Origin of the sequence: Streptomyces sp. NPDC049879, assembly GCF_044461265.1 — a bacterium.
GTDB lineage: Bacteria > Actinomycetota > Actinomycetes > Streptomycetales > Streptomycetaceae > Streptomyces.
The window spans coordinates 505,513-531,006 of the sequence record NZ_JBITKT010000006.1 but is presented as its reverse complement, the minus strand read 5'-3'; the positions used below and the strand labels follow the sequence as shown (position 1 = coordinate 531,006).

Sequence of the window (25,494 nt, the reverse complement as noted above, 5' to 3'; positions counted from 1 at the left end):
TACATTCCGAACCCGGAAGCTAAGCTCTCCAGCGCCGATGGTACTGCATGGGGGACCGTGTGGGAGAGTAGGTCACCGCCGGACAATTATTGAAAAAGAGCTGTTCCCCACCAGGAATTCCTGGTGGGGAACAGCTCTTTTTGTGTTTCTGCTCCACCGCTTCACCCGGTCCTTCCCGACATGGAGAAGGACCGGGCGGGGGATCAGAGCTTGCCGGATGCCTTGAGGGTCAGATACGCGTCGGCGAGAGCGGGAGGAAGCGCGTCCGGGAGGCCTTCGACGACCGTCACGCCGAGGCGGGTGAGGCGTTCCGCCAGCTGGTCGCGCTCCGCCTCGTGGCGCGCTGCCGCGGCGGCCTCGTAGACGCCGGCCACCGTGCCCCGCGCACGGCTCATCTCCTCGATGCGCGGGTCGGACACGGCGGCGACGACCACCTTGTGGCGGCGTGTCAGCCTGGGCAGCACCGGGAGCAGACCCGATTCCAGCGGCGCCGTGTCGAGCGCCGTGAACAGGACGATCAGCGAACGGTTCCCCGCCGCCGCGAGGGCCGCGGACGCCATGCCGCCCGGATCGCTCTCGACCAGCGCCGGTTCGACACCGGCCAGCGCGTTCACCACGGACGGCAGGACATCGGTCGCCGACCTGCCGCGCACCGAGGCGCGCGTCGTCCGGTCGAAGGCGAGGAGGTCCACACGGTCACCGGCACGGGAGGCGAGCGCCGTCAGCAGCAGCGCCGCGTCCAGCGACGCGTCGAGCCGGGGCATGTCACCGACACGTCCGGCCGACGTGCGTCCCGTGTCCAGGACCAGCAGCAGGTGCCGGTCACGCTCCGGACGCCACGTCCGGACGGCCACCGACGACTGACGGGCCGTCGCCCGCCAATCGATCGAGCGCACGTCGTCCCCCGGCACGTACTCGCGGAGGCTGTCGAACTCCGTGCCCTCACCGCGCGTCAGCAGCGTTGTCCTGCCGTCGAGTTCGCGCAGACGCGCCAGCTTGGCCGGGAGGTGCTTGCGGCTGGTGAACGGCGGCAGGACCCGCACGGCCCACGGCACGCGGTGACCGCCCTGGCGGGCGGCGAGGCCCAGCGGGCCGTACGAGCGCACGGTGACGCGCACCGGCCGGTGGTCGCCCCTGCGGGTCGGCGAGAGGACCGTGGTGACGCGGCGGCGCTCGCCGGCCGGCACGGTCAGGCGGTGCCGTGAGCCGGCGAACCGCGCGGCGGGCCGCCAGCTGCTGGGCGGCCACGCGTCGCGCAGATCGGCGCGCAGGACGCGGGCCGAGGAGTTCGTGACGGTCAGGGTGACGTGGGCTTCCTCGCCGAGGCGCGTCGTCGTGTCCCCGTCGCGCGCGAGCCCGAGCGTGCGGACCGGGGCGGCGCGTGCCAGGTCGTACAGCACCGCGAGCAGCGGGAGGCCCAGGACGGCCAGCACGCCGTTCCACCCGGGGAAGGCGGCGACCACCAGGGCGCCCAGCGCGGCGACGAGCGCCGTGCGGCCCGTGACCGCCATCAGCGGGGGACCGGGACGCGGGCGAGGAGGCCGGTGATCACGCCGTCGGCCGTCATGCCCTCCATCTCCGCCTCGGGCCGCAGCCGTACGCGGTGGCGCAGGGTGGGCAGGGCGAGGGCCTTCACGTCGTCGGGCGTGACATACGCCCGGCCGGACAGCCAGGCCCAGGCGCGGGCCGTGCTCAGCAGCGCCGTCGCACCGCGGGGCGAGGCACCCAGGGACAGCGACGGGGACTCGCGGGTCGCGCGGCAGACGTCCACGACATAGGCCGCGATCTCGGGGGCGACGGTGACCCTGGCGACGTCGGCGCGTGCGGCGGCCAGGTCCCCGGCGCCCGCGACCGCGCGGACGCCCGCGGCGGCGAGGTCGCGCGGGTCGAAGCCCGCGGCGTGCCGGCTGAGGACGTCGATCTCCTGGTCGCGTCCCGGCAGCGGCAGGACGAGCTTGAGGAGGAAGCGGTCGAGCTGCGCCTCGGGGAGGGGGTAGGTGCCCTCGTACTCCAGGGGGTTCTGCGTCGCGGCGACCATGAACGGGTCGGGCAGGGGGCGCGGCGTGCCCTCGACGGTGACCTGCCGTTCCTCCATCGCCTCCAGCAGGGACGCCTGGGTCTTCGGCGGCGTGCGGTTGATCTCGTCGGCCAGCAGCAGGTGCGTGAAGACGGGGCCTGGCTGGAACGAGAACTCGGCGGTGCGGGCGTCGTACACGAGGGAGCCGGTCACGTCGCTCGGCATCAGGTCAGGGGTGAACTGGACGCGCTTCGTGCCCAGGTCGAGCGCGGTGGCGAGGGTGCGTACCAGCAGGGTCTTGGCGACGCCGGGGACGCCTTCGAGGAGGACGTGTCCCCGGCAGAGCAGGGCGACGACCAGGCCGGTCACGGCGGCGTCCTGGCCGACGACGGCCTTGCCGATCTCGGTGCGGAGCGCCTGGAGCGCGGCGCGGGGGTCGTCCGTTCTGGCGTCTGTCGGTGCGGTCACTGGGGGCGGTCCTTGCCTCTCGGATGCGCGTGGTCGGGGGCGACGCGGCGTTCCAGCGCGTCGAGCTCGTCGGCCAGCCGGATCAGGCCGGGGTCGTCGGCCGGTGGCGGGCCGAAGAGCAGGTGGTGCACGGCGGGTGCGGGGTCGCCAGTGCGGGACGCCACGGCTTCGGTGAGCGCGGCGGGGGCGTGGGCGGCGTGGCGTGGCAGGCCGACGAGGGGGGCGAGCCGGGCCCGGGTGGCCGTGCGCAGGGCGTCGGCGGCGCGGTCGCGGGCGTCGGTGCGGTGGTACAGGCGTGCGCGGCCCTCGGTCGTCTCGGCGGCGTGGACGACGACGGGCAGCGGCTCCGTGACCACCGGGCCGAGGCGGCGGGCGCGCCACAGGGCGGCGAGGGCGGTGGCGATCGCCAGCTGGAGGGCGGCCCAGCGCCAGCCCGGGTGGATGAGATCGGTGAACGAGGCGTCGCCGGTGCCGCGCGTGGCGTCGTCGCCCGAGGGGAGGTACCAGACGAGGTGGGGGTGGGCGCCGAGGAGCTGGAGGGCCAGGGCGGCGTTGCCTTCGTCGGCGAGCCGGTCGTTGCGCAGGAGGTCCGGGGCGCCGAGGAGGACGGTCTCGCCGGGGGAATCGGGGAGCACGACGAGGGTCGGGGCGTTGTCGGCCGGGTAGCAGGCGGCACCGGGGCCGGTCCGGGTGAGGACGCTGTAGCCGGGGCCGCCCAGGGTGACGCTGCCTGCGCGGCGGGCCGGGTCGTAGTCGCAGTCGGCCGGCAGGGACGCGAGGGGGGAATCGGGGGTGACGCGTACGCCGGGGGCGAGCGTGTCGAGGGAGAGGGCCGTGGGGGCGAGGAGGACGGTGCGGCCGGGGCTGTCGGCAGTGGCGTCGCGCAGGGTGGCGAGGCTGGTGTCGCTGAGGGAGTCGGGGCGGGCGACGAGGAGGGTGGTGCCCGGGCCGGCGGCGTCGGCTGCCTCGGCGGTGGTGGTGACGAGGGTGGTGTCGACGCCGTGGTCGGCGAGCAGTTCGGCGATGGCGCGGGTGCCGGGTGGTGACGACGAGCGGGGGTCGAGGACGCCGGAGGGGCCGTCGTTGAGGTACGCCAGGAACATGCCCGTCGCCGCCAGGACGGCCGCGATGACGAGGGCGCCGCGCCCCCGCCGCCACAGGGTCCTGGCGGTGGGGGAGATCGCGGTGGAGGTGGTCATCGGGCCGTCCCGGTGGTGGACAGGGTGGGCCGGGTACGGGCCGCCTGGTCGTCCAGCTCGGACACGCGGGCGTAGTCGGCGGCGTCGGCCGGCCGGCTGCCGTAGGTGACGGCGTTGAACAGGGCGGCGGCCTCGGTGAGGTCCACGGACAGGGCGGGCAGGTGACGGCCCGCCTCGGCGGCGGCCTCGGTGGCGGTGCGGCCGGGGCGGACGTCCAGCAGGGCGCGTTCCTCCAGGGCACGGACGAGGGCGCGCGTCCGTTCCTGCACGGCCGGGGCCCAGCGGGACGCGAGCGCGTGCTCGGCGGCGGCGGCGCGGTGCTCGGCGGCCGTGCGGGGGCGGTCGGTGAACAGGGCGCCGCCGCCGCGCGGCCCGGCGGCGTTGCGCGGATTGCCCAGGCGCAGCCACAGGACGGTGACCAGGGCGGCCACCAGGACCGCGACGATCAGGAGGCCCACCCAGCCGCCCGGGGTGCGGACGGCGACACCGTCGAGGAGGTCGGTGACGCGGTCCCACAGCCAGTCGAGGGCGCGGCGGAACGGGCTGGGCTCGTCGCGCTCGTACATCGGCCGGGACAGCTCGCGTTCGGCTTCCTCGCGGGCCGGGCCCCGGTCCGCGCCGACGGGTGGACCGGAGGGGTCCGTCCGCCGGGCGGTGGGGAGCAGCGGGGGCACCGGGTCAGGTCCCGGGGGCAGGGGCGACGCCCGCGGCGCGGGCCAGCTCGATGTCCAGGGCCTCGCGGCGGATGCGCTGGTCGATGTAGAGGAGGGCGGTCACGCCCGCGCTGATGGGGAGGGTGATGGTGGCGGAGACGACCGCGCCGATGCCGCTGACGAGGAGGTAGCTCCAGGTGAGGTCGGCCGTCCCGTCGAGGGCGGCGCCCGTGTCCTGGCCGGAGATGAGGGCCGCGACGAGGGACACCGGGTACTCGATGATGCCCGCGACCACGGCGAGGATCACCATCATCAGCAGCTGGATGCCGAAGATGCGCCACCAGGAGCCCGTCACCAGCTTCCAGGAGCGGCGGAGCGCGGGCATGACGCCCTGGCGTTCCAGCATCAGGGCGGGTGCGGCGAGCGAGAACTGCACCCACAGCCAGACCACGGTGGCGACCGCCGCGATGGCGAGGAGGGCGAGGAGCGCGTCGCTGCCGGAGAGCGCGCCGATCACGATCGGGACCACCACGGCGCCGACGGCGATCAGCGGGACCAGCAGGACGAGGCCGAGCAGGCGCAGCAGACGGGGGCGGGAGTCGTGCCACGCCTCGCCGACGGTGACGGAGCGGCCGAGTACGGCGCGGCTGACGACCATGGTGAGCATGGCGGTCGTCAGGACGGTCCCGAGGAGGCTGACGACGGTGGTGGTGCCGCCCCAGACGAGGAAGTCGCGGAGGGCGTCGTTCAGCTCCTCGTCGGTGTAGGTGGTCTCGTCGCTGCTGAGGAGGGACATGCTGGTGTCGTCCACCCACAGGGCCATGCCGAGGGCGGAGACGAGCTGGGTGAGGACGGCGATGGCGAAGGCGACCGTCAGGACGGTGCGCCAGTGGGTGCGCGCGGTGGTGACGGCGCCGTCGAGTATCTCGCCGACGCCGAGGGGGCGCAGCGGGATGACGCCCGGCTTGGCGGCGTGGGCGGCGGGATGCCAGCCGGGGGAGGCCCACTGGGGCTGGCCCCAGCCCTGCGGCTGCTGGCTTCCCCAGCCTTGGGGCTGCTGGCCCCAGCCTTGCGGTTGCTGGGGTTGCTGCCCCCAGCCCTGGGGTTGCTGGCCCCATCCCTGGGGCTGCTGCTGCGGTGGCGGCGGGGGAACGGGCGGGGGCTGCTGTCCTGCCGGTGCTGGGGACGGCGGCGCGGCCGGGTCGGCGGGCGAGTGCCCCTGGGGGCCGTCTTCCGGTGGGGGAGACCCAGGGGGCGCCCAACCCGGCGAGTCGCTCACGCTGTCACCTCGTTCAGCAATGTTCGAGTCAAGTCGTCGCCGCCCATCGTGCCATGGCGGCGTCCCGGGCGCGGCGCTCCCTGTGGCTTGCCTTCTCCCGCCGGGGTCCTGCGGGCAGACTGGCCCCATGGCTGATCACGGACTCTCCGCCCTGCGCTGGGCGGAACCGCCGGACGGACCCGTCCTCGTGCTGCTCGACCAGACGCGGCTGCCGGTGGCGGAGGAGGAACTCGTCGTCACCGACGTGCCGGGGCTCGTCACGGCCGTCCAGACACTGGTGGTCCGGGGGGCGCCGCTGCTCGGGCTCGCCGGCGCGTACGGCGTCGCGCTGGCCGCCGCACGCGGCTACGACGTGGAGGAGGCGGCGCAGCAGCTCGCCGGGGCGCGGCCCACGGCGGTGAACCTCGCGTACGGGGTACGGCGCGCGGTGGAGGCCTACCGCAGGGGCGGGCCCGCGGCGGCCCTGGCGGAGGCGCGGGCGCTGCACCGGGAGGACGCGCAGGCCAGCGACCGGATGGCCGGGCACGGGCGCGACCTGCTGGGGAAGCTGCTGCCGGGCGGCGGGCACCAGCTGCTGACCCACTGCAACACCGGGGCACTCGTGTCGGGCGGGGCGGGCACGGCGTTCGCGGTCGTGCGGCGGGTGCACGAGGAGGGTGAGCTGCGGCGCCTGTGGGTGGATGAGACGCGCCCGCTGCTGCAGGGCGCGCGGCTGACGGCGTACGAGGCGGCGCGGGCGGGGATGTCGTACGCCGTGCTGGCGGACGCGGCGGCCGGGTCGCTGTTCGCGGCGGGGGAGGTGGACGCGGTGCTGGTGGGGGCGGACCGGATCGCGGCGGACGGTGCGGTGGCCAACAAGGTGGGGACCTATCCGCTGGCGATCATGGCGCGGCATCACGAGGTGCCGTTCCTGGTGGTCGCGCCGGTGTCCACGATCGACCTGGAGACGCCGGACGGGGCGGCGATCCCCGTGGAGCAGCGGCCGTCGCACGAGGTGACGGAGCTGCGGCCCGGGGTGCCGGTCACGCCGGTGGGGGCGCAGGCGTACAACCCGGCGTTCGATGTGACGCCGCCCGGGCTGGTGACCGCGATCGTGACCGAAGTGGGTGTGGCGTCGCCGGTGGACCGTGGGAGTCTTGCCGCACTGTGTTCCCGAACACGTACGGCGATGTCCTGAATCTGGGGATGGGATGATGAAGGTATGAAGGGACGCGTACTCGTCGTCGATGACGACACCGCTCTGGCGGAGATGCTCGGCATCGTGCTGCGCGGGGAGGGCTTCGATCCGTCGTTCGTGGCCGACGGCGACAAGGCGCTGGCCGCCTTCCGTGAGATCAAGCCGGACCTCGTGCTGCTCGATCTGATGCTGCCGGGGCGGGACGGCATCGAGGTGTGCCGGCTGATCCGGGGCGAGTCGGGCGTGCCGATCGTCATGCTCACGGCGAAGAGCGACACGGTGGACGTGGTCGTGGGCCTGGAGTCGGGGGCGGACGACTACATCGTCAAGCCGTTCAAGCCGAAGGAGCTGATCGCCCGCATCCGGGCGCGGCTGCGGCGTTCCGAGGAGCCCGCGCCCGAGCAGCTGGCCATCGGCGATCTGGTGATCGACGTCGCCGGGCACTCGGTGAAGCGAGGCAGCCAGACGATCTCGCTGACGCCGCTGGAGTTCGACCTGCTGGTCGCGCTGGCGCGCAAGCCGTGGCAGGTGTTCACGCGCGAGGTCCTGCTCGAACAGGTGTGGGGATACCGGCACGCGGCGGACACGCGGCTGGTGAACGTGCACGTCCAGCGGCTGCGGTCGAAGGTCGAGCGCGACCCGGAGCGTCCCGAGATCGTCGTGACCGTGCGGGGCGTCGGCTACAAGGCGGGGTCGGGCTGACATGCCCGATCGGCTGTGGAGGCACGGGTCCCGGCTGCTGACGGAGGGGGCGGCGACCGGGGCGCAGCCAGCCATCCGGATCTTCGGGCGCTGGGCGCGCGGGCCGCTGCTGTCGGTGATGCGGCTGTGGCGGCGCAACATCCAGCTGCGCGTCGTCGCCAGCACCCTGCTGCTGTCCCTGGCCGTGGTGATGGTGCTGGGCGTCGTGGTGATGGGGCAGGTCCGCAACGGGCTGCTCGAGTCGAAGCGGCAGACGGCGCAGAGCCAGGCCGAGGGCGGCTTCTCCGTGGCCCTCGACCTCGCGGCGGACGCGGCCGACACCGGGAACGGGCAGCCGATCGACTCCCGCAACTGGCTCAACTCCATGGTCCTCCAGCTCGCGAGCGGGGGCCAGGGCGTCTACTCCGTGGTCGCGCTCAGCTCCGAGCTGTCCAAGCCGTTCCCCGGTGAGTCCGACCTGACGCGCTGGGCGCCGCGCGGTTCCCAGGACGTGCAGCCGACGCAGAGCATCTCGGCGGAGATGCGGCAGGCGCTGGACCGCGACCCGGCGACCCACCGGCAGTACGGGACCATCGTGCGGCCCGACGGGCAGACCGAGAAGGCCCTGATCGTCGGCAGGCGGCTGACCGACAACCAGGGCAACCCGTACCAGCTCTACTACCTCTTCCCCTTCGCGCAGGAGGAGAAGTCGCTCAGCCTGGTCGCCGGGACGATCGCGACGGCCGGGGTCTTCCTCGTGGCGCTGCTCGGCGCGATCGCGTGGCTGGTGGTGCGGCAGGTCGTGACGCCGGTGCGGATGGCGGCGCGGATCGCCGAGCGGCTGGCGGCGGGGCGCCTGCAGGAGCGGATGAAGGTCAGCGGCGAGGACGACATCGCGCGGCTCGGCGAGTCGTTCAACAAGATGGCGCGCAACCTCCAGGTCAAGATCCAGCAGATGGAGGAGCTGTCGCGCATGCAGCGGCGCTTCGTCTCCGACGTGTCGCACGAGCTGCGGACGCCGCTGACGACGGTGCGGATGGCGGCGGACGTCATCCACGAGGCGCGTACCGGGTTCGACCCCGCGACGGCGCGCTCGGCCGAGCTGCTGCTGAGCCAGCTCGACCGCTTCGAGTCGCTGCTCGCCGACCTGCTGGAGATTTCCCGCTTCGACGCGGGCGCGGCGCAGCTGGAGGCGGAGCCGACGGACCTGCGGGACGTGGTGAAGCGTGTCGTGGAGGGCGCGGAGCCGCTGGCGGAGCGCAAGGGCGGGCGGCTGCTGGTGCGGGGCGCGTCGCGGCCGGTCGTGGCCGAGGTGGACCCCCGGCGCATCGAGCGGGTGCTGCGCAATCTCGTCGTCAACGCGATCGAGCACGGCGAGGGCCGTGACGTGGTGGTGCGGCTGGCGGCGGGCAGGGACGGCCGCGCCGTGGCGGTCGCCGTGCGGGACTACGGGATCGGGCTGCGGCCGGGGGACGCGGAGCGGGTGTTCAGCCGTTTCTGGCGCGCCGACCCGGCGCGGGCGCGGACCACGGGGGGTACGGGCCTGGGCCTGTCCATCTCCGTGGAGGACGCGCATCTGCACGGTGGACGGTTGGAGGCGTGGGGTGAGCCGGGTGGCGGTGCGCAGTTCCGTCTGACGCTGCCGCGTACGGCGGGTGACCCGCTGCGGGGCTCGCCGCTGCCGCTGGAGCCGCGGGATTCGCGTGCCGGGCGTGAGCGCCGGGCGGCGAGGGAATTGCCGTCGCAGCAGGTGCCGCAGCCGCCGGTGGCCGTGGCGGCGGACGGTGGCGGTGGGCAGGACGGACACAGGGGCGACGGGTACGGGAGCGACGGCCATGCGCGCTGAGCGGGGCCGCCGGGTGTGGCGCGTACAGCGGTGGCGGCGGGGTGCCGCGCTGCTGGCGGTCGGCCTGGTGGCGACGGGGTGTGCGGCGCTGCCGGGCAGTGGGCCCGTGCAGCGCGTCGAGACCACGCAGCGTACGGAGAACGACTCGCAGGGCGTGCGGGTGTGGGCCGTGCCGCCGGAGGAGGACGACTCACCGACGCAGATCGTCCGTGGGTTCCTCGAAGCGATCACGAGTGACGATCCCGAGTTCGGGACGGCCAAGCAGTACCTGACGCCGGAGCGGCGGGACCAGTGGGACCCGTTCGGCGGCACGGCGGTCCTGGCGAACGGGCCGCAGGTCGGGCCCGTGAGCGGGGACCCCGAGCCCGCCGAGGGCGCGGACGGGGAGCAGACCCAGCGCGTACCGCTGAGCGGCACGCGGCTGGCGGCGGTGAACGAGGCGCACGTCTACACGCCCCGGTCCGGGGACTACGAGGCGTCGTTCCAGCTGCGGCGGGTGGACGGGCAGTGGCGGATCGACGGGCTCCCGGACGGGCTGGTGATGGGTGACGCGGACTTCCGCCGCATCTACCGCTCCGTGAACACGTTCTATTACGCGGACCTCAAGGCGGAGTCGGGGCGGGTGGAGCACGGCGGTGACGTGCTGGTCGCCGACCCGGTCTTCGTCCGCCGCAGGATCGAGCCGGTGACCGAGGCGGTCACCGCGCTGCTCGACGGGCCGAGCGAGTGGCTGGATCCGGTCGTCAGCTCGGCGTTCCCCACGGGGGTGCGCATCGTCGGCGACGGGCCCGAGATCGACGACTCGCAGAGCCTGACGCTGCGGCTCGCGGGGGTGCCGGCGGACTGGCCGCCCGGCCGGTGCCGGGAGATGGCGGCACAGGTGCTGCACACCGTGCAGGACGTGGCGTCCGTCGACGTCGCCGAGGCGCGGCTGCTCACGGAGTCCGGCGGACGGCTGTGCACGGTCACCGGTGCCGATGCGGAGAGCCGCGCGCCGGGGCTGCTGGACGGGGACACCGGCCGCCCGTACTTCCTGGACGCGGAGGGCCGCCTGGTCTCGGTGACCGACGAGGGCACCGCCAGGCCTGTGCAGGGCGTCCTGGGCGCGGCGGGTGGCGAGAACCCGGCGCTGCGGTCGGTCGCGGTCAGCAGGGACGGCCGGTCCGTGGCCGGGGTGGGACCGGACGGGACGCAGGTCTACGTGGGGTCCCTCGCGTCGGGCGAGGCGCCCGACGTGGTCTACACGGGCGGGACGCCGGGTGAGGACGCGGGGCTCAGCTCGCCCAGCTGGGACGGGCTCGGGGACCTGTGGGTGGCCGACCGCGCCGCGTCGGAACCGCGGCTGCTCCGGCTGAACGGCGGGCACGGCGAGCCGGTCGTCGTGCCGGTGAACGGGCTGCGTCCCGGGCAGCGGATCGACTCCCTGCGGGTGGCCGCGGACGGCGTGCGGATCGCCATGCTGATCGGCGGTCCCGACGGTGAGCGGTCGCTCCAGCTGGGGCGTGTGGAGCGGACGGACGGGCCCGACGGCGTCGTGGTCGAGGTCAGCGACCTGCGGCCGGTGGCCCCGCAGCTGGCCGACGTGGCGGCCGTCTCCTGGGCCGGCAACAGCCGCCTCGTCGTGGTGGGGCGGCCCGCTGACGGCGTCGAGCAGCTGATGTACGTGAAGACGGACGGCTCGACCGCCAACACGCCGTCTGTCCCCGGCCTGAACGACGCCACCGGTGTCGCGGCCGCCGAGGACGAGAGCCAGCCGCTGCTCGCGGAGACGGCCGGCGGTGTCGCCTGGCTGTCGGACGGCTCCCAGTGGAAGAAGATCGACGGCGGATCGGCGCCCGTCTATCCGGGGTGACGGACTGAGGGGCGGCCGTCCGATTCGGCGCGAATTGCGCCTTTGAAATTGCGCGATCGACCGTTCCTGTCCGTCATTGATCGCCACGGCTGACAGCGCGGTATCTCCCCCGCATTGTCAACTTTCGGCGTATTGGCGGGACCCGTCCCGTGCGTCACGGTTGGGGCATGGGGGAATTGCTGAGGTCCTGGTGGCGGGAGATCGCCTCGCTGATCCTGCCCACGCCCTGCCCCGGGTGCGGGGCGGGCCGAACCGGGCTGTGCGGGGAATGCGCCCACGCGCTGTGGGGCGGCCCGGCGTTCCGGGTCAGCCCGGTGCCCGTGCCGCCCGGACTGCCGGACGTCCACGCCGCCGCGCGCTACGCCGACCGGGCGCGGGCCGTGCTCCTGGCCCACAAGGAGCGCGGCGCGCTGATACTCGCCGCGCCGCTCGGGCGCGCCCTGGCCGTCGGTGTCACCGCAGCCTGCGCGGCGCGGCCTCCTGGGGCGCCCTTCTCGCTGGTCCCCGTGCCGTCCGCCGCGTCGGCCGTGGCGAGGCGGGGGCACGACCCGGTGCGGCGCATCGCCGCCGCGGCCGCCGCCTGTCTGCGGCGCGAGGCTCTCGACGTCCGCGCGTGCCCCGCGCTGCGGCAGCGCCCCGGTGTGGCCGACCAGTCCGGGCTGACGGCCGCGCGCAGGGCGGCCAACCTGGCCGGTGCGCTCACGGTGCGCCGGAATCGGGTGGCGCCGGGGGAGCGGGTGCTGCTCGTGGACGACCTGGTCACCACCGGCGCCTCCCTCGCCGAGGCGGCGCGCGCCGTGCGTGCCGCCGGGGCCGAGGTCATCGGCGCCGCCGTGGTCGCGGGTCCCTCCGGGGAGTGGTCCGCGCGCGGCCGTGGCGCCTCGGAGAAGGCGCTCCGCATAAGTTCCGGCGAATAGGTTCAGGATGCCTGACGGCGGGTATAGGGCAGAAACAACAGCAAAACTCGCAAAGGCGTCAAAAAGGCAGAGGTGAGGAAGTCGTACCGCGTGCCTTCGCGGACGGAATCGTGGGCGGAAGAAGGGGTCGGGCGGGCATTCCCGCATCCTCTCCGGCTCCCGGGCGCTTTCCCCGCGATGCCGCTCCGTACGCGGTGAATCAAAGGGCCCCACGGCCCCCGGGAAAACAAGGGGGATGTTGATCTAGCTCCCGGGGGAGGAGGGAAGGAACACAACCCCGATGCAACGCCGGCGGGGCGGATGAGGCAACACCGTCCCTGTCGGTCCCAGTGCACCAATGGAGGTGCGCGCCGCGGACGCGGTGGAGCACCTCCGGGAACGGAGTTTGCGTGGACATCGTCGTCAAGGGCCGCAAGACAGAGGTGCCGGAGCGTTTCCGGCGGCACGTCGCCGAGAAGCTCAAGCTGGACAAGATCCAGAAGATCGACGGCAAGGTGACCCGCCTGGACGTGGAGGTCTCCAAGGAGCCCAACCCGCGGCAGGCCGACCGTTCCGACCGGGTGGAGATCACACTGCGGCACCGGGGACCCGTGGTGCGGGCGGAGGCGTCGGCCGCCGACCCGTACGGCGCGCTCGACCGGGCCGTGGAGAAGCTGGAGTCCCGGCTGCGCAGGCAGCACGACAAGCGCCGCTGCCGCCGGGGCCGCGACCGCACCCCCGCGAGCGAGGTCCTCGACGTCGTCCCCGACGCCGCCGTGCTCACCGGCGACGGCCGTCCCGTCCCCAGCCAGGACGAGGAGACCGACGGGCCCCCCGTGCACCGCGTCGGGCCGCTCCTGGTCGAGGGCGACGGCCCGCTGGTCGTCCGCGAGAAGACGCACACCGCCGCCCCCATGACCCTCGAACAGGCCCTGTACGAGATGGAGCTGGTCGGGCACGACTTCTACCTCTTCGTGGACTCCGCGACCGGTCGGCCGAGCGTCGTCTACCGCAGGCACGCCTACGACTACGGCGTGATGCACCTGGTGACCGACCTGTCCGACCACATCCCGCCGCAGGGCGCCGGGGGCGTGCTCGGCGGCTGAGCCGCCCGTCCGGAACGCGCGGCACCCCCGGCCGATCATCGATCGGCCGGGGGTGCCGCCATGGAATCATGGGGTCGCCGAGTGTGGTGGACACAGGGCGGCCGGCAGGGGGAGCAGGATGGCGGACACTTTCGGACCCACGATGCCGCGGGGGCGGACCGGGCGGTACGGGGCGGAGCCCGCGACACCGCCGCCGGGCCACGCCGCGGCGGAGCCCATCCGCGTACTCGTCGTCGACGACCACGAACTCTTCCGCCGCGGCCTGGAGATCGTCCTCGCGCACGAGGAGGACATCCGGGTCGTCGGCGAGGCCGGGGACGGCGCCGAGGCCGTCGAGAAGGCCGCCGACCTGCTGCCCGACGTTGTGCTGATGGACGTGCGGATGCCCCGGCGCGGCGGCATTGAGGCCTGCACCTCCATCAAGGAGGTGGCCCCCAGCGCGCGGATCATCATGCTGACGATCAGCGACGAGGAGGCGGACCTCTACGACGCCATCAAGGCAGGGGCCACCGGCTATCTGCTCAAGGAGATCTCGACCGACGAGGTGACGGCCGCCATCCGCGCCGTGGCCGACGGCCAGTCGCAGATCAGCCCCTCCATGGCCGCCAAGCTGCTCACCGAGTTCAAGTCGATGATCCAGCGCACCGACGACCGCCGCCTGCTGCCCGCGCCCAAGCTGACCGACCGCGAACTCGAGGTCCTCAAGCTCGTCGCCACCGGCAAGAACAACCGCGACATCGCCAAGGACCTCTTCATCAGCGAGAACACGGTCAAGAACCACGTTCGCAACATCCTGGAGAAGCTCCAGCTGCACTCGCGGATGGAAGCTGTGGTCTACGCGATGCGCGAGAAGATCCTCGACGTCGGGACCGGCTGACGGACGGCCCTCACACCGGGGTGCGGGCGACCTCGGCGACCAGCGCCCCGTGCGCCTCGGCCGGAGTCGTCCGCTCCACACGGACCTCGCCGCAGCCCACCCAGCGCGCCGCCTCCGCGAGGGCCTGCGCCATCGCCGGAGCCGACCGCACCGCCCGCGCCGCACCGCCCTCGAACGCGGCGTGCCGCGCGACCAGCGTGCCGCCCTCGCGCGCCGGGTCCACCCGGCCGAGCAGCTGCCCGCCCGCCAGCAGGGGCATCGCGAAATAGCCGTAGACCCGCTTCGGCGCGGGCGTGTACGCCTCCAGCCGGTGGGTGAAGCCGAAGATGCGCTCCGTGCGCGGCCGGTCCCAGATCAGCGAGTCGAACGGGGACAGCAGCGTCGTGCGGTGCCGCCCGCGCGGCGGACCGCCGAGGGCCGCGGGATCGGCCCAGGCGCGGTGCGCGGTCGTCGGCCGCCCCGGCGGTGCCCAGCCCGCCACGTCCACCGGCACCAGGCCGGTGTCGGCGACCACCGACTCGACCTGCGCCAGGGACAGCCGGTGGTAGTCCGCCAGATCCGCCTGGGTGGCGACACCCATCGCGGCGCCCGCCTGGGCCACCAGGCGGCGCAGGCACTCCTCGTCGGCCAGGTCGTCGTGCAGCAGGGCGGCGGGGATGGCCCGCTCCGCCAGGTCGTAGACGCGTTTCCAGCCGCGCCGCCGCGTGCAGACCACGTCCCCCAGCATCAGGGCGCGCTCCACCGCGACCTTCGCCTCGCTCCAGTCCCACCACGGGCCGCCGTTCTTCGCGCCGCCCAGCTCCGTCGCCGTCAGCGGCCCCTCGGACCGCAACTGCGCGAGGACCTTCTCGTAGGCGGCGGGCGGCATCTCGTGGTACCAGGACTCGCGTGCCCGGAAGCGGCGCCTCCGGAAGGCGAACAGCGGCCACTCCTCCATGGGAAGGACGCAGGCCGCGTGCGACCAGTACTCGAACGCGCGCTCCCCGTTCCAGTACGCCTGCTCCACCGCCGCCCGTCCGACCGCGCCGAGGCGGGCGTAGGGCAGCAGCTCGTGCGACCGCGCGAGGACCGAGATCGTGTCGAGCTGCACCGCCCCGAGCCGCCGCAGCACCCCGGGCACTCCCGCCCGGCGGTCCACCGCGCCGAGGAGGCCCTGCGCCCGCAGGGCGATCCGCCGGGCGTCCCCCGCGGACAGGGCCACGGCAGGGGAGTCCGGGGAGCCGGTGGCCGCGGAGGAAGGCGGGGGAAGGTGTGAACGCGCGCCAGTCATGGGAGGGATCGTAGAGCCGACCACTGACACTCGTCCCGGCGCTCGCATACCATGGCCGGTGCGGCGGGGCCACTCGCTGTGTCCGCGCATCCATCCAGGCGCCAGGCCCGACCGGCAAGGAGACCAGCTCCCGTGTCCGTCTTCAACAAGATCATGCGTGCAGGCGAAGGCAAGATCCTGCGCAGACTGCAACGCATCGCCAACCAGGTGAACTCCATTGAAGAGGACTTCCTTGACCTGACCGACGCCGAGCTGCGGGCGCTCACCGACGAGTACAAGCAGCGCTACGCCGACGGCGAGACGCTGGACGACCTGCTGCCCGAGGCGTTCGCCACCGTCCGCGAGGCGGCGAAGCGGGTGCTCGGACAGCGCCCGTACGACGTCCAGCTGATGGGCGGCGCGGCCCTGCACCTCGGGTATGTCGCCGAGATGAAGACGGGCGAGGGCAAGACCCTCGTCGGCACGCTGCCCGCGTACCTCAATGCGCTGTCGGGGCAGGGCGTGCACATGGTCACCACCAACGACTACCTGGCCCAGCGCGACTCGGAGTGGATGGGCCGTGTGCACCGCTACCTGGGCCTGACCGTCGGCTGCATCACCGGCGGGATGACGCCCGCGAAGCGCCGCGAGCAGTACGCCTGCGACCTGACGTACGGGACGAACAACGAGTTCGGCTTCGACTACCTGCGCGACAACATGGCGTGGTCCAAGGAGGAGCTGGTCCAGCGGGAGCACAACTACGCGATCGTGGACGAGGTCGACTCGATCCTGATCGACGAGGCCAGGACCCCGCTGATCATCTCGGGCCCCGCCGACCAGGCCACCAAGTGGTACGCCGACTTCGCCAAGCTCGTGCAGCGCCTGGAGAAGGGCGAGGCCGCCGTGCCGACCCGGCAGGTCGTCGAGACCGGTGACTACGACGTGGACGAGAAGAAGCGCACCGTCGCCATCCACGACGCGGGTGTCACCAAGGTCGAGGACTGGCTGGGCATCGACAACCTCTACGAGTCCGTCAACACCCCGCTCGTCGGCTACCTGAACAACGCCATCAAGGCGAAGGAGCTGTACAAGAAGGACAAGGACTACGTCGTCCTCGACGGCGAGGTCGTGATCGTCGACGAGCACACCGGCCGCATCCTCGCCGGGCGCCGCTACAACGAGGGCATGCACCAGGCGATCGAGGCCAAGGAGGGGGTGAAGATCAAGGACGAGAACCAGACGCTCGCCAAGATCACCCTCCAGAACTACTTCCGCCTCTACGACAAGCTGTCCGGGATGACCGGTACGGCCATGACCGAGGCGGCCGAGTTCCACCAGATCTACAAGCTCGGCGTGGTGCCCATCCCGACGAACCGGCCGATGGCCCGCAAGGACCAGTCGGATCTGATCTACCGCACCGAGGTCGCGAAGTTCTCGGCCGTCGTCGAGGACATCGTCGACAAGCACGAGAAGGGCCAGCCGGTCCTGGTCGGCACGACGTCGGTGGAGAAGTCCGAGTACCTCTCCCAGCAGCTGAACAAGCGCGGCGTCCGCCACGAGGTGCTGAACGCGAAGAACCACGAGCGCGAGGCCGCGATCGTCTCCATGGCGGGCCGCCGGGGCGCCGTCACCGTGGCCACCAACATGGCCGGCCGCGGCACCGACATCAAGCTCGGCGGCAACCCCGACGACATCGCCGAGAACGAGCTGCGCGCCAAGGGCCTCGACCCCGTGGAGCACCCCGAGCAGTGGGCCGAGGCCCTGCCCGAGGCGCTGGAGCGGGCCCAGAAGGCCGTCAAGGAGGAGTTCGAGGAGGTCAAAGACCTCGGCGGGCTCTACGTCCTCGGCACCGAGCGGCACGAGTCGCGGCGTATCGACAACCAGCTGCGCGGCCGTTCCGGGCGCCAGGGCGACCCGGGCGAGTCCCGCTTCTACCTGTCGCTGGGCGACGACCTGATGCGGCTGTTCAAGGCGCAGATGGTCGAGCGCGTCATGTCCATCGCCAACGTGCCGGACGAGGTGCCGATCGAGAACAAGATGGTCACCCGCGCCATTGCCTCCGCGCAGGGCCAGGTCGAGCAGCAGAACTTCGAGATCCGCAAGAACGTCCTCAAGTACGACGAGGTCCTGAACCGCCAGCGCGAGGTCATCTACAGCGAGCGCCACCGCGTGCTCGCCGGTGAGGACCTGCGCGAGCAGATCGGGTTCTTCATGGACGACACGATCGACGCCTACGTGCAGGCCGAGACCGTGGAGGGCTTCGCCGAGGAATGGGACATGGACCGCCTGTGGGGCGCGTTCAAGCAGCTCTACCCGATCGGGCTGACCGTCGAGGAGCTGGAGGAGGAGGCGGGCGGCCGCGACGGGCTGACCCCCGAGTTCATCTCCGACTCCGTCAAGGAGGACGCCCACAAGCGGTACGCCGCGCGTGAGGAGGAGCTGGGCTCCGAGGTCATGCGCGAGCTGGAGCGGCGCGTGGTCCTGTCGGTGCTCGACCGCAAGTGGCGCGAGCACCTCTACGAGATGGACTACCTCCAGGAGGGCATCGGCCTGCGCGCGATGGCGCAGCGCGACCCGGTCGTGGAGTTCCAGCGCGAGGGCTTCGACATGTTCACGGCCATGATGGACGGGATCAAGGAGGAGTCGGTCGGCTACCTGTTCAACCTGGAGGTCCAGGTCGAGCGGCAGGTCGAGCAGGTGCCGGTGCAGGCGGGCGCCGCCGACAAGGAGCAGGCCGCCGCCGAGCAGCAGGCCGTGCCCGCGGGCGCGCCGGGCGGCGGGGCCCCCGCGATCCGGGCGAAGGGCCTGGAGATGCCCAAGCGCGCCGACCGGCTGCACTTCTCCGCGCCGACGGTGGACGGCGCCGGCGGCACCGTCGAGGGCGACTTCGCGTCGGACCAGGTCGCCGAGACGGCGACCGGCGACGGCACCACCCGCGCGGAGCGGCGCAAGGCGGCCCAGAAGGGCGGGCGTCGCCGCAAGAAGTGACGCGTACGCCCTCGCGCGTACGGCAGGCAGCGCCGCGGCCGGTGCGTGTCCGTCCCCGTCATCCGGGGCCGGGCGCGCACCGGCCGCGGCCGTCAGCGGACGGTGTCCAGCTCGATCGCCGAGCACAGCCAGCGGCCGGTGGGCGTGTGCTCCAGGCGGAACGCCAGCGCGCGCGTCCTGTCCCCTGTGGTGATCCGGGCGAACGCCTCCATCACCTCCGGCCTCGGCCTGCACACGCCCACGCCGCGCAGCACGGGCGTGCGGCGCTCGCCGTGCGGGGGACGCAGCGGGGCGTGCGGGGCGAGCCGCACCAGTTCGTCGTACGCGGTCGAGCGCGCGTGGCCGAGCAGCGAGTGCACCGGGCGCTGGCCGCTGAGCACGAGCAGCAGCTGGTGCGCGAACCAGTCCTGCGGCCGGTGCGCGGCCGAGGGCAGGACCCGGTGCGGGCGCCGGGAGTCGGCGCGGTGGGGCGGCCTCGTGCGCCCCGGCCCCCGGCTGTCTGTCCTCATGAATCGACCACCCCCGGTGTGATGATGTGCCGCCCGCATCAAGCTACTGGCGAGTAACTGCTGCGGATTGTAACCACGCGATCACTCCGGAGCAAGGCGCGGGTCCGCTGGTACAGTGAGCCGCCGCTCGCCGGGACCGGCGGCGCAGGCGGAAAGGAGCCGGTTCGCCGTGCGTGTCTACCTCCCTCTCACGACCTCAGGGCTGGCGCGGCTCCGGGACACCGGCGAGACCGCGCCCGCGCCGCTGGCCGCCTATGCCGTGACCCCCGCGCTGCGCGACTGGTACGCCGCGGGGGACTCCCGGGACGACGAGGAACTGGAGTACGCGGCGCTCGGCCTGGCCGCCGAGGCGTCGCTGCGGCTGCTCGCGGCGGAGCCGGGCGCGGCGCGGCGGCGCGTCGTGGTCGCCGCCGAGGTCGCCGACGGGCTGGTGGAGGACGCCTCCGGCGGCGTCGCGGGCGAGGAGGGGGAGCCGGGCGGCGTGCGCCTGACCGCGCCGGTGCCGCTGCGGCTGCTCGCCGCGGTGCACGTGGACGAGGCGGACGCGGAGACGGATGTGACGGCGGCGGCAGGTGTCGTCGCGGCGGCCGACCGGGGCGACGGGGACGCGCGGGCCGTGGTGGACGCGCTCGCCGACCGCGACCTGCTCTGGTACGGCGTGCAGGAGATCGATCACCTGGTGTGACGCGGAGGCCATGACATAGGCGACGACAAAGGCATGGCCCGTTGTCAGAGGTGCCGCGTACTGTCGGTGCATGGCTCGACCGATCCACCCCACCCGCCGGCCCCACATCGTCTGGGACTGGAACGGCACGCTGCTCCACGACACCGACGCCGTCCTGGAGGCGACCAACACCGCGTTCGGTGAGCTGGGCGTGGCCCCGCTCACCCTGGACGGCTACCGGGACGCCTACACCCTGCCGCTGACCCGCTTCTACGAGCGGCTGCTCGGCCGGCTCCCCACCGACGCCGAGTGGGAGCGCGCCGAGGACGTCTTCCGGCGCTCGTACCTCGCCCTCGCCGGAGGCGTGGCCCTCGCCGACGGCGCGGCCCGGCTGCTGGCGGACTGGCACGCCGCCGGGCGTACGCAGTCCGTCTGCTCGCTCGCCGCCCACGACCAGCTCCTGCCGCTGCTGGGGCGCTATGGAATAGATCACTATTTCCTGCGCGTGGACGGGAACACGACGGGGCAGCCCGCCCCCGGCAAGGCGGAGCAGATGGCACGCCACCTGGCCGCGCTCGACGGGGTCTCGGCGCAGGACGCCGTGGTGGTCGGCGACGCCACCGACGACGCCGTCGCCGCAGCCCACGCCGGTGCGAAGGCCGTCCTCTACACCGGCGGCTCGCACAGCCGGCGCAGCCTGCTGACCGCCGGAGTGCCCGTCGTGGACACCCTCTCCGAGGCCCTCCTGGTGGCCGAGGAACTGGTCGGACAGCCGCTCGAACAGACCCTCTGATGTTGCTCAACTCATGCCGACGGGCCGGAGGGGGAGAGATATCTTGGCCTATGTGATCAGCGAGATATCGGCTGCTGCACCGGTCCGGGGCAGCGCCGCTCCGGCCCGGCACCCGGCGTTCGCCAGGGGTGGCCGTACCACTGGTCCGCTCTGCCGGGAGCTTCCCATCCACGAGATCGAGCGCTGCCCGGTGACCGTTACTCGACGTCACGCAACGGCGCGCGACAGGAGCCAGGGGACATGCACAACAAGCTGGACGAAGCCAAAGCCGAACTACTGGCACAAGCCGCACGGGTAGCCGAGCACGGCGCGGTCGGGGGACCGCCCGGCCACGGTCTCGACCCGGACGCGCTCCGTTCCTACCTCCAGCGCTACTACCTCTTCATCGCCCCCGAGGACCTCGCCGACCGCGACCCGGTCGATCTGTACGGCGCCGCCCTGTCGCACCACCGGCTCGCCGCCGAGCGGCCGCAGGGCACCGCCAACGTCCGCGTGCACACGCCCACCGTCGAGGAGATGGGCTGGGCGTGCAGCCACACGGTCGTCGAGGTGGTCACCGACGACATGCCGTTCCTGGTGGACTCCGTCACCAGCGAGCTGTCCCGCCTCGGCTCCGGCATCCACCTCGTCGTCCACCCGCAGATGGTCGTGCGGCGCGACATCACCGGCCGCCTGCTCGACCTGCTGGACGACTCCGCCGCCGACCGCCCGGACGACAGCGTCGTCGAGTCGTGGATCCACGTCGAGATCGACCGCGAGACCGACCGCGACGACCTGGAGCGCATCGAGGCCGGGCTGCGCCGCGTCCTCAGCGACGTCCGCGAGGCCGTCGAGGACTGGCAGAAGATGCGCGGCACCGCCCTGCGCCTCGCCGACGGGCTCCCCGACGAGCCGCTGGCCGCCGAACTGGGCACACCCGAGGTCGAGGAGGCCCGCGAGCTGCTCCGCTGGCTCGCCGCCGACCACTTCACGTTCCTCGGCTACCGCGAGTACGACCTCGTCCGCGCCGACGACGCCCCCGGCGGCCCCGAGGCGTCCGACGGCGACCAGCTGCGCGCCGTCCCCGGCACCGGGCTCGGCATCCTGCGCTCCGACCCCACCCTGGCGACCGACTCCGCCGACCCGGTGGGCTCCGCCGCGTTCAGCAGGCTCTCGCCGTCCGCGCGCGCCAAGGCCCGCGAGCCCCGGCTGCTGATCCTCACCAAGGCCAACAGCCGCGCCACCGTGCACCGCAGGTCGTACCTGGACTATGTGGGCGTCAAGAAGTTCGACGCCGAGGGGCGGGTCGTCGGCGAGCGGCGCTTCCTCGGCCTCTTCTCGGCCGCCGCCTACACCGAGTCGGTGCGGCGCATCCCCGTCGTCAGGCGGAACGTGGCCGCGGTGCTGGAGTCCGCCGGTTTCGGCGCCGACAGCCACAGCGGCCGCGACCTGCTCCAGATCCTGGAGACCTACCCGCGCGACGAGCTGTTCCAGACCCCGGTGGACACGCTGCGGGACATCGCCACCGCCGTGCTGCACCTCCAGGAACGCCGCAGGCTGCGGCTGTTCCTGCGCCGCGACGAGTACGGCCGCTACTACTCGGCGCTCGTCTATCTGCCCCGCGACCGGTACACCACCTCGGTGCGCCTGCGCCTGACCGACATCCTCACCGAGGAACTGTCCGGCAGCACCGTGGACTTCTCGGTGTGGAACACCGAGTCCATCCTCTCCCGGCTGCACTTCGTCCTGCGCGTCGAGCCGGGCGCCGAGCTGCCCGTCCTCAGCGACGAGGACGTGGACCGCATCGAGGCGCGCCTCGCCGAGGCGTCCAGGTCGTGGGCCGACTCGTTCGCCGAGGCGCTGCTCGCCGAGTGCGGCGAGGAGCGCGCGGCCGAGCTGGGCCGCCGCTTCGCGCACGCCTTCCCCGAGGGCTACAAGGCCGACTTCGCGCCCCGCGCGGCCGTCGCCGACCTCCAGTACGTGACGGCCCTGCGCCCCGGCGCGGACCAGGACTTCGCCGTCAGCCTGTACGAGCAGGTGGGCGCCGCCCCGGGCGAGCGGCGCTTCAAGATCTACCGCACCGGCGAGCCGTTCTCCCTCTCCGCCGTCCTGCCGGTCCTCCAGGCGCTCGGCGCCGAGGTCGTGGACGAGCGGCCGTACGAACTGCGGCTCGGCGACGGACCGACCGCCTGGATCTACGACTTCGGGCTGCGCTTCCCCCCGGCCCTCGCCGACGGCCTGACGGGTGACGCGCGCGAGCGGTTCCAGGAGGCGTTCGCCGCCGCGTGGACCGGCGCCGCCGAGAACGACGGCTTCAACGCGCTCGTCCTGTCCGCCGGGCTGACCTGGCGCGAGGCGATGGTGCTGCGGGCGTACGCCAAGTACCTGTGGCAGGCCGGCGCCCGCTTCACGCAGGGCGCGATGGAGGCGACGCTCCGGCGCAACTCCCACACCACCCGCCTGCTGGTCAACCTCTTCGAGGCCCGCCTCTCCCCGCAGCGGCAGACCGCCGGGCGCGAGCTGACGGACGGCCTGCTGGAGGAGCTGGACGGCGCGCTCGAACAGGTCTCCAACCTGGACGAGGACCGCATCCTGCGGGCGTTCCTCAACGTCATCAAGGCCACCCTGCGCGTCAACTACTTCCAGCACGCGGGCCAGGGCCTGCTCGGCTCGCGGGGCGGCGGCGACACCGGCAAGCCGCACTCCTACCTGTCGGTCAAGCTCGACCCCAAGGGCATCCCCGACCTGCCCGAGCCGCGCCCGGCGTACGAGATCTGGGTGTACTCGCCGCGCGTCGAGGGCGTCCACCTGCGCTTCGGCAAGGTGGCGCGCGGCGGGCTGCGCTGGTCCGACCGCCGGGAGGACTTCCGCACCGAGATCCTGGGTCTGGTGAAGGCGCAGGAGGTCAAGAACACGGTCATCGTCCCCGTCGGCGCGAAGGGCGGCTTCGTCGCCAAGCGGCTGCCCGACCCGGCGGCCGACCGCGACGCGTGGCTGGCCGAGGGCATCGCCTGCTACCGCACGTTCATCTCCGGTCTGCTGGACATCACCGACAACCTGGTGGACGGCAAGGTCGTGCCGCCCGCCGACGTCGTCCGGCACGACGGCGACGACACGTACCTCGTCGTCGCCGCCGACAAGGGCACCGCCACCTTCTCCGACATCGCCAACGAGGTGGCCCAGGCGTACGGCTTCTGGCTGGGCGACGCGTTCGCCTCGGGCGGCTCGGCCGGCTACGACCACAAGGGCATGGGCATCACGGCCCGCGGCGCCTGGGAGTCCGTCAAGCGGCACTTCCGCGAGCTGGGCCACGACACCCAGACGCAGGACTTCACCGTCGCCGGCATCGGCGACATGTCCGGCGACGTCTTCGGCAACGGCATGCTGCTCTCGGAGCACATCCGGCTCGTGGCCGCCTTCGACCACCGGCACATCTTCCTCGACCCGGAGCCCGACCCGGCCGTCTCGTACGCCGAGCGCCGCCGCCTCTTCGAGCTGCCGCGCTCCTCGTGGGCGGACTACGACGCGTCGCTGATCTCCAAGGGCGGCGGCGTCCACCCCAGGTCGGCCAAGTCCATCGCGATCACCCCGCAGGTGCGGGCCGCCCTCGGGCTCGGCTCAGGCGTGACCGCGATGACCCCGGCCGAGCTCATGCAGGCGATCCTGCGGGCGCCCGTCGACCTGCTGTGGAACGGCGGCATCGGCACGTACGTGAAGTCCCGCGCCGAGTCGCACGCCGACGTCGGCGACAAGGCCAACGACGCCATCCGCGTCAACGGCCGCGACATCCGCGCCAAGGTCATCGGCGAGGGCGGCAACCTGGGCCTCACCCAGCGCGGCCGCATCGAGTACGCCACCGCCGGGGGCCGCTGCAACACCGACGCCATCGACAACAGCGCCGGTGTCGACACCTCGGACCACGAGGTCAACATCAAGATCCTGCTGAACGCGGTCGTGGCCAACGGCGACCTGACGCTCAAGCAGCGCAACGCCCTGCTGGCCGAGATGACCGACGAGGTCGCCGCCCTCGTCCTGCGCAACAACTACGCGCAGAACGTCGCCCTCGCCAACGGCGGCACGACCGCGTCCGGCCTCGTCCTCGCGCACCAGCGCTTCGTCAGGCGCCTGTCCGACGAGGGCAAGCTCGACCGCGACCTGGAGTTCCTGCCCTCGGACGACGAGTTCAGGGAACGCCGCGCCGCCGGCGGCGGGCTGACCCAGCCGGAGCAGTCCGTGCTGCTGGCCTACGCCAAGCTGACGGTCACCGCCGAGCTGCTCGGCACCGACCTGCCGGACGACCCGTACGTCGGGCGGCTGCTCCAGGCGTACTTCCCGTCGGCGCTGCGGGAACGGTTCCCCGAGCAGATCGAGGCGCACGCGCTGCGCCGCGAGATCGTGACGACGCTGCTGGTCAACGACACGGTGAACGCGGGCGGTGCCTCCTTCCTGCACCGCATGCAGGAGGAGTCGGGCGCCTCGACCGAGGAGATCGTCCGCGCCCACACCGCCTCCCGGGCCATCTTCGGGCTCGCCGAGATCTGGGACACCGCCGAGAGCCTGGACAACCAGGTCCCGGCCGCCATGCTCACCCGCATCCGGCTGCACGCCAGGCGGCTCGTGGAACGCGGCGCCCGCTGGCTGCTCAACAACCGGCCGCAGCCGCTGGCCCTCGCCGACACGATCCAGCTGTTCGCCGAGCGCGTCGGCCAGGTCAGGCAGGAGCTGCCCAAGCTGCTGCGCGGCACGGACGCGGAGACCCACGCCGCGCTCCACGACGAGCTGGTGGAGGCGGGCGTCCCCGACGAGCTGGCGCTCAAGGTCGCGGGCTTCTCCGCCGCGTTCCCGGCGCTGGACATCGTGGCCGTCGCCGACCGCACCGGCCGGGAGCTGATGGACGTCGCGCAGGTCTACTACCACCTGAGCGACCAGCTCGGCATCACCCGGCTCCAGGAGGGCGTCAGCGCCCTGCCGCGCGTCGACCGGTGGCAGTCGATGGCCCGCACGGCGATCCGCGAGGACCTCTACGCGGCCCACCAGCTGATCACCGCGGACGTCCTCGCCGAGGGCGACCCGCAGGCCGCGCCGGACGAACGGTACGCCGCCTGGGCCCAGCGGAACGCGGCGATGCTCAGCCGCGCCCGTTCGACACTCGCGGAGATCCAGTCGTCGGAGACCTTCGACCTGGCGAACCTCTCCGTGGCCATGCGCACCATGCGGACCATGCTGCGCAGCAACCGCTGACGGTGGCCCGCCATGGCAGC

At 73.2% G+C, this 25,494-nt stretch carries 18 protein-coding genes and 1 rRNA gene; 12 read left to right on the top strand and 7 right to left on the bottom strand.

Annotation, left to right across the window (positions count from 1 at the left end; all coding sequences use genetic code 11):
- Positions 1–84, top strand: a 5S ribosomal RNA gene (rrf, locus tag ACIBPC_RS23150); the annotation flags it as partial.
- 119 nt (positions 85–203) lie between these two features.
- On the opposite strand, the gene ACIBPC_RS23145 is transcribed toward rrf, so the two are convergent.
- From ACIBPC_RS23145 to ACIBPC_RS23125, 5 genes are read right to left on the bottom strand one after another with little or no spacing between them, the layout of a single operon-like run.
- Positions 204–1,511 (bottom strand): DUF58 domain-containing protein, encoded by a 1,308-nt coding sequence (locus ACIBPC_RS23145; protein ID WP_398847140.1) that lies wholly within the window; start codon positions 1,509–1,511, stop codon positions 204–206.
- Positions 1,511–2,485: an AAA family ATPase gene (locus ACIBPC_RS23140; protein WP_398847138.1), complete on the bottom strand. Its 975-nt coding sequence runs from the start codon at positions 2,483–2,485 to the stop codon at positions 1,511–1,513. Before ACIBPC_RS23140 ends, ACIBPC_RS23145 begins: the two co-directional genes overlap by 1 nt.
- A complete protein-coding gene (locus ACIBPC_RS23135; protein WP_398847136.1) occupies positions 2,482–3,684 on the bottom strand; it encodes a DUF4350 domain-containing protein in 1,203 nt (400 codons plus the stop codon). The genes ACIBPC_RS23140 and ACIBPC_RS23135 overlap by 4 nt, the downstream gene beginning before the upstream one ends.
- The gene (locus ACIBPC_RS23130) at positions 3,681–4,358 is read right to left on the bottom strand and encodes a DUF4129 domain-containing protein (RefSeq protein WP_398847134.1); all 678 of its coding nucleotides are present in this window, start codon (positions 4,356–4,358) and stop codon (positions 3,681–3,683) included. Before ACIBPC_RS23130 ends, ACIBPC_RS23135 begins: the two co-directional genes overlap by 4 nt.
- A gap of 4 nt (positions 4,359–4,362) precedes the next feature.
- Entirely contained in the window at positions 4,363–5,616 is a 1,254-nt protein-coding gene (locus ACIBPC_RS23125) for a hypothetical protein (RefSeq protein WP_398847132.1), read from the bottom strand.
- Positions 5,617–5,743: 127 nt separating this feature from the next.
- Between ACIBPC_RS23125 and mtnA the strand changes: the two genes are divergently transcribed.
- From mtnA to ACIBPC_RS23090, 7 genes are all read left to right on the top strand, one after another.
- Positions 5,744–6,793, top strand: a complete 1,050-nt coding sequence (gene mtnA / locus ACIBPC_RS23120) for an S-methyl-5-thioribose-1-phosphate isomerase (protein ID WP_398847130.1) — start codon at positions 5,744–5,746, stop codon at positions 6,791–6,793.
- Positions 6,794–6,817: 24 nt separating this feature from the next.
- Positions 6,818–7,495: a two-component system response regulator MtrA gene (mtrA, locus tag ACIBPC_RS23115; protein ID WP_052848402.1), complete on the top strand. Its 678-nt coding sequence runs from the start codon at positions 6,818–6,820 to the stop codon at positions 7,493–7,495.
- 1 nt (position 7,496) lies between these two features.
- Positions 7,497–9,320 carry an MtrAB system histidine kinase MtrB gene (gene mtrB, locus ACIBPC_RS23110; RefSeq protein WP_362967726.1) on the top strand — a complete coding sequence of 608 codons (1,824 nt, stop codon included), beginning with the start codon at positions 7,497–7,499 and terminating at the stop codon, positions 9,318–9,320.
- Positions 9,310–11,172 (top strand): LpqB family beta-propeller domain-containing protein, encoded by a 1,863-nt coding sequence (locus ACIBPC_RS23105; RefSeq protein ID WP_362967725.1) that lies wholly within the window; start codon positions 9,310–9,312, stop codon positions 11,170–11,172. Before mtrB ends, ACIBPC_RS23105 begins: the two co-directional genes overlap by 11 nt.
- A gap of 179 nt (positions 11,173–11,351) precedes the next feature.
- Positions 11,352–12,089 (top strand): ComF family protein, encoded by a 738-nt coding sequence (locus ACIBPC_RS23100; protein ID WP_398847170.1) that lies wholly within the window; start codon positions 11,352–11,354, stop codon positions 12,087–12,089.
- Positions 12,090–12,478: 389 nt separating this feature from the next.
- The gene (hpf, locus tag ACIBPC_RS23095; protein WP_362967724.1) at positions 12,479–13,174 is read left to right on the top strand and encodes a ribosome hibernation-promoting factor, HPF/YfiA family; all 696 of its coding nucleotides are present in this window, start codon (positions 12,479–12,481) and stop codon (positions 13,172–13,174) included.
- Positions 13,175–13,292: 118 nt separating this feature from the next.
- Complete coding sequence (locus ACIBPC_RS23090) at positions 13,293–14,051, top strand: response regulator (RefSeq protein WP_398847127.1); 759 nt, start codon at positions 13,293–13,295, stop codon at positions 14,049–14,051.
- Between the two features lie 10 nt (positions 14,052–14,061).
- On the opposite strand, the gene ACIBPC_RS23085 is transcribed toward ACIBPC_RS23090, so the two are convergent.
- Positions 14,062–15,321: a DNA glycosylase AlkZ-like family protein gene (locus tag ACIBPC_RS23085; RefSeq protein WP_362967723.1), complete on the bottom strand. Its 1,260-nt coding sequence runs from the start codon at positions 15,319–15,321 to the stop codon at positions 14,062–14,064.
- Between the two features lie 132 nt (positions 15,322–15,453).
- Between ACIBPC_RS23085 and secA the strand changes: the two genes are divergently transcribed.
- Positions 15,454–18,288, top strand: a complete 2,835-nt coding sequence (secA, locus tag ACIBPC_RS23080) for a preprotein translocase subunit SecA (RefSeq protein WP_362967722.1) — start codon at positions 15,454–15,456, stop codon at positions 18,286–18,288.
- A 92-nt stretch (positions 18,289–18,380) separates the two neighbouring features.
- On the opposite strand, the gene ACIBPC_RS23075 is transcribed toward secA, so the two are convergent.
- A complete protein-coding gene (locus ACIBPC_RS23075; RefSeq protein ID WP_398847125.1) occupies positions 18,381–18,797 on the bottom strand; it encodes an Rv3235 family protein in 417 nt (138 codons plus the stop codon).
- A gap of 169 nt (positions 18,798–18,966) precedes the next feature.
- Here ACIBPC_RS23075 and ACIBPC_RS23070 point away from each other — a divergent pair, with 169 nt between their 5' ends.
- The 3 genes from ACIBPC_RS23070 to ACIBPC_RS23060 all read left to right on the top strand — a co-directional run bounded on the left by ACIBPC_RS23070 (position 18,967) and on the right by ACIBPC_RS23060 (position 25,474).
- Complete coding sequence (locus tag ACIBPC_RS23070) at positions 18,967–19,482, top strand: DUF6912 family protein (protein WP_398847123.1); 516 nt, start codon at positions 18,967–18,969, stop codon at positions 19,480–19,482.
- 70 nt (positions 19,483–19,552) lie between these two features.
- Entirely contained in the window at positions 19,553–20,254 is a 702-nt protein-coding gene (locus tag ACIBPC_RS23065) for an HAD family hydrolase (protein WP_362967719.1), read from the top strand.
- Positions 20,255–20,494: 240 nt separating this feature from the next.
- Positions 20,495–25,474 (top strand): NAD-glutamate dehydrogenase, encoded by a 4,980-nt coding sequence (locus ACIBPC_RS23060; protein ID WP_398847121.1) that lies wholly within the window; start codon positions 20,495–20,497, stop codon positions 25,472–25,474.
- Positions 25,475–25,494: the final 20 nt, after the last annotated feature.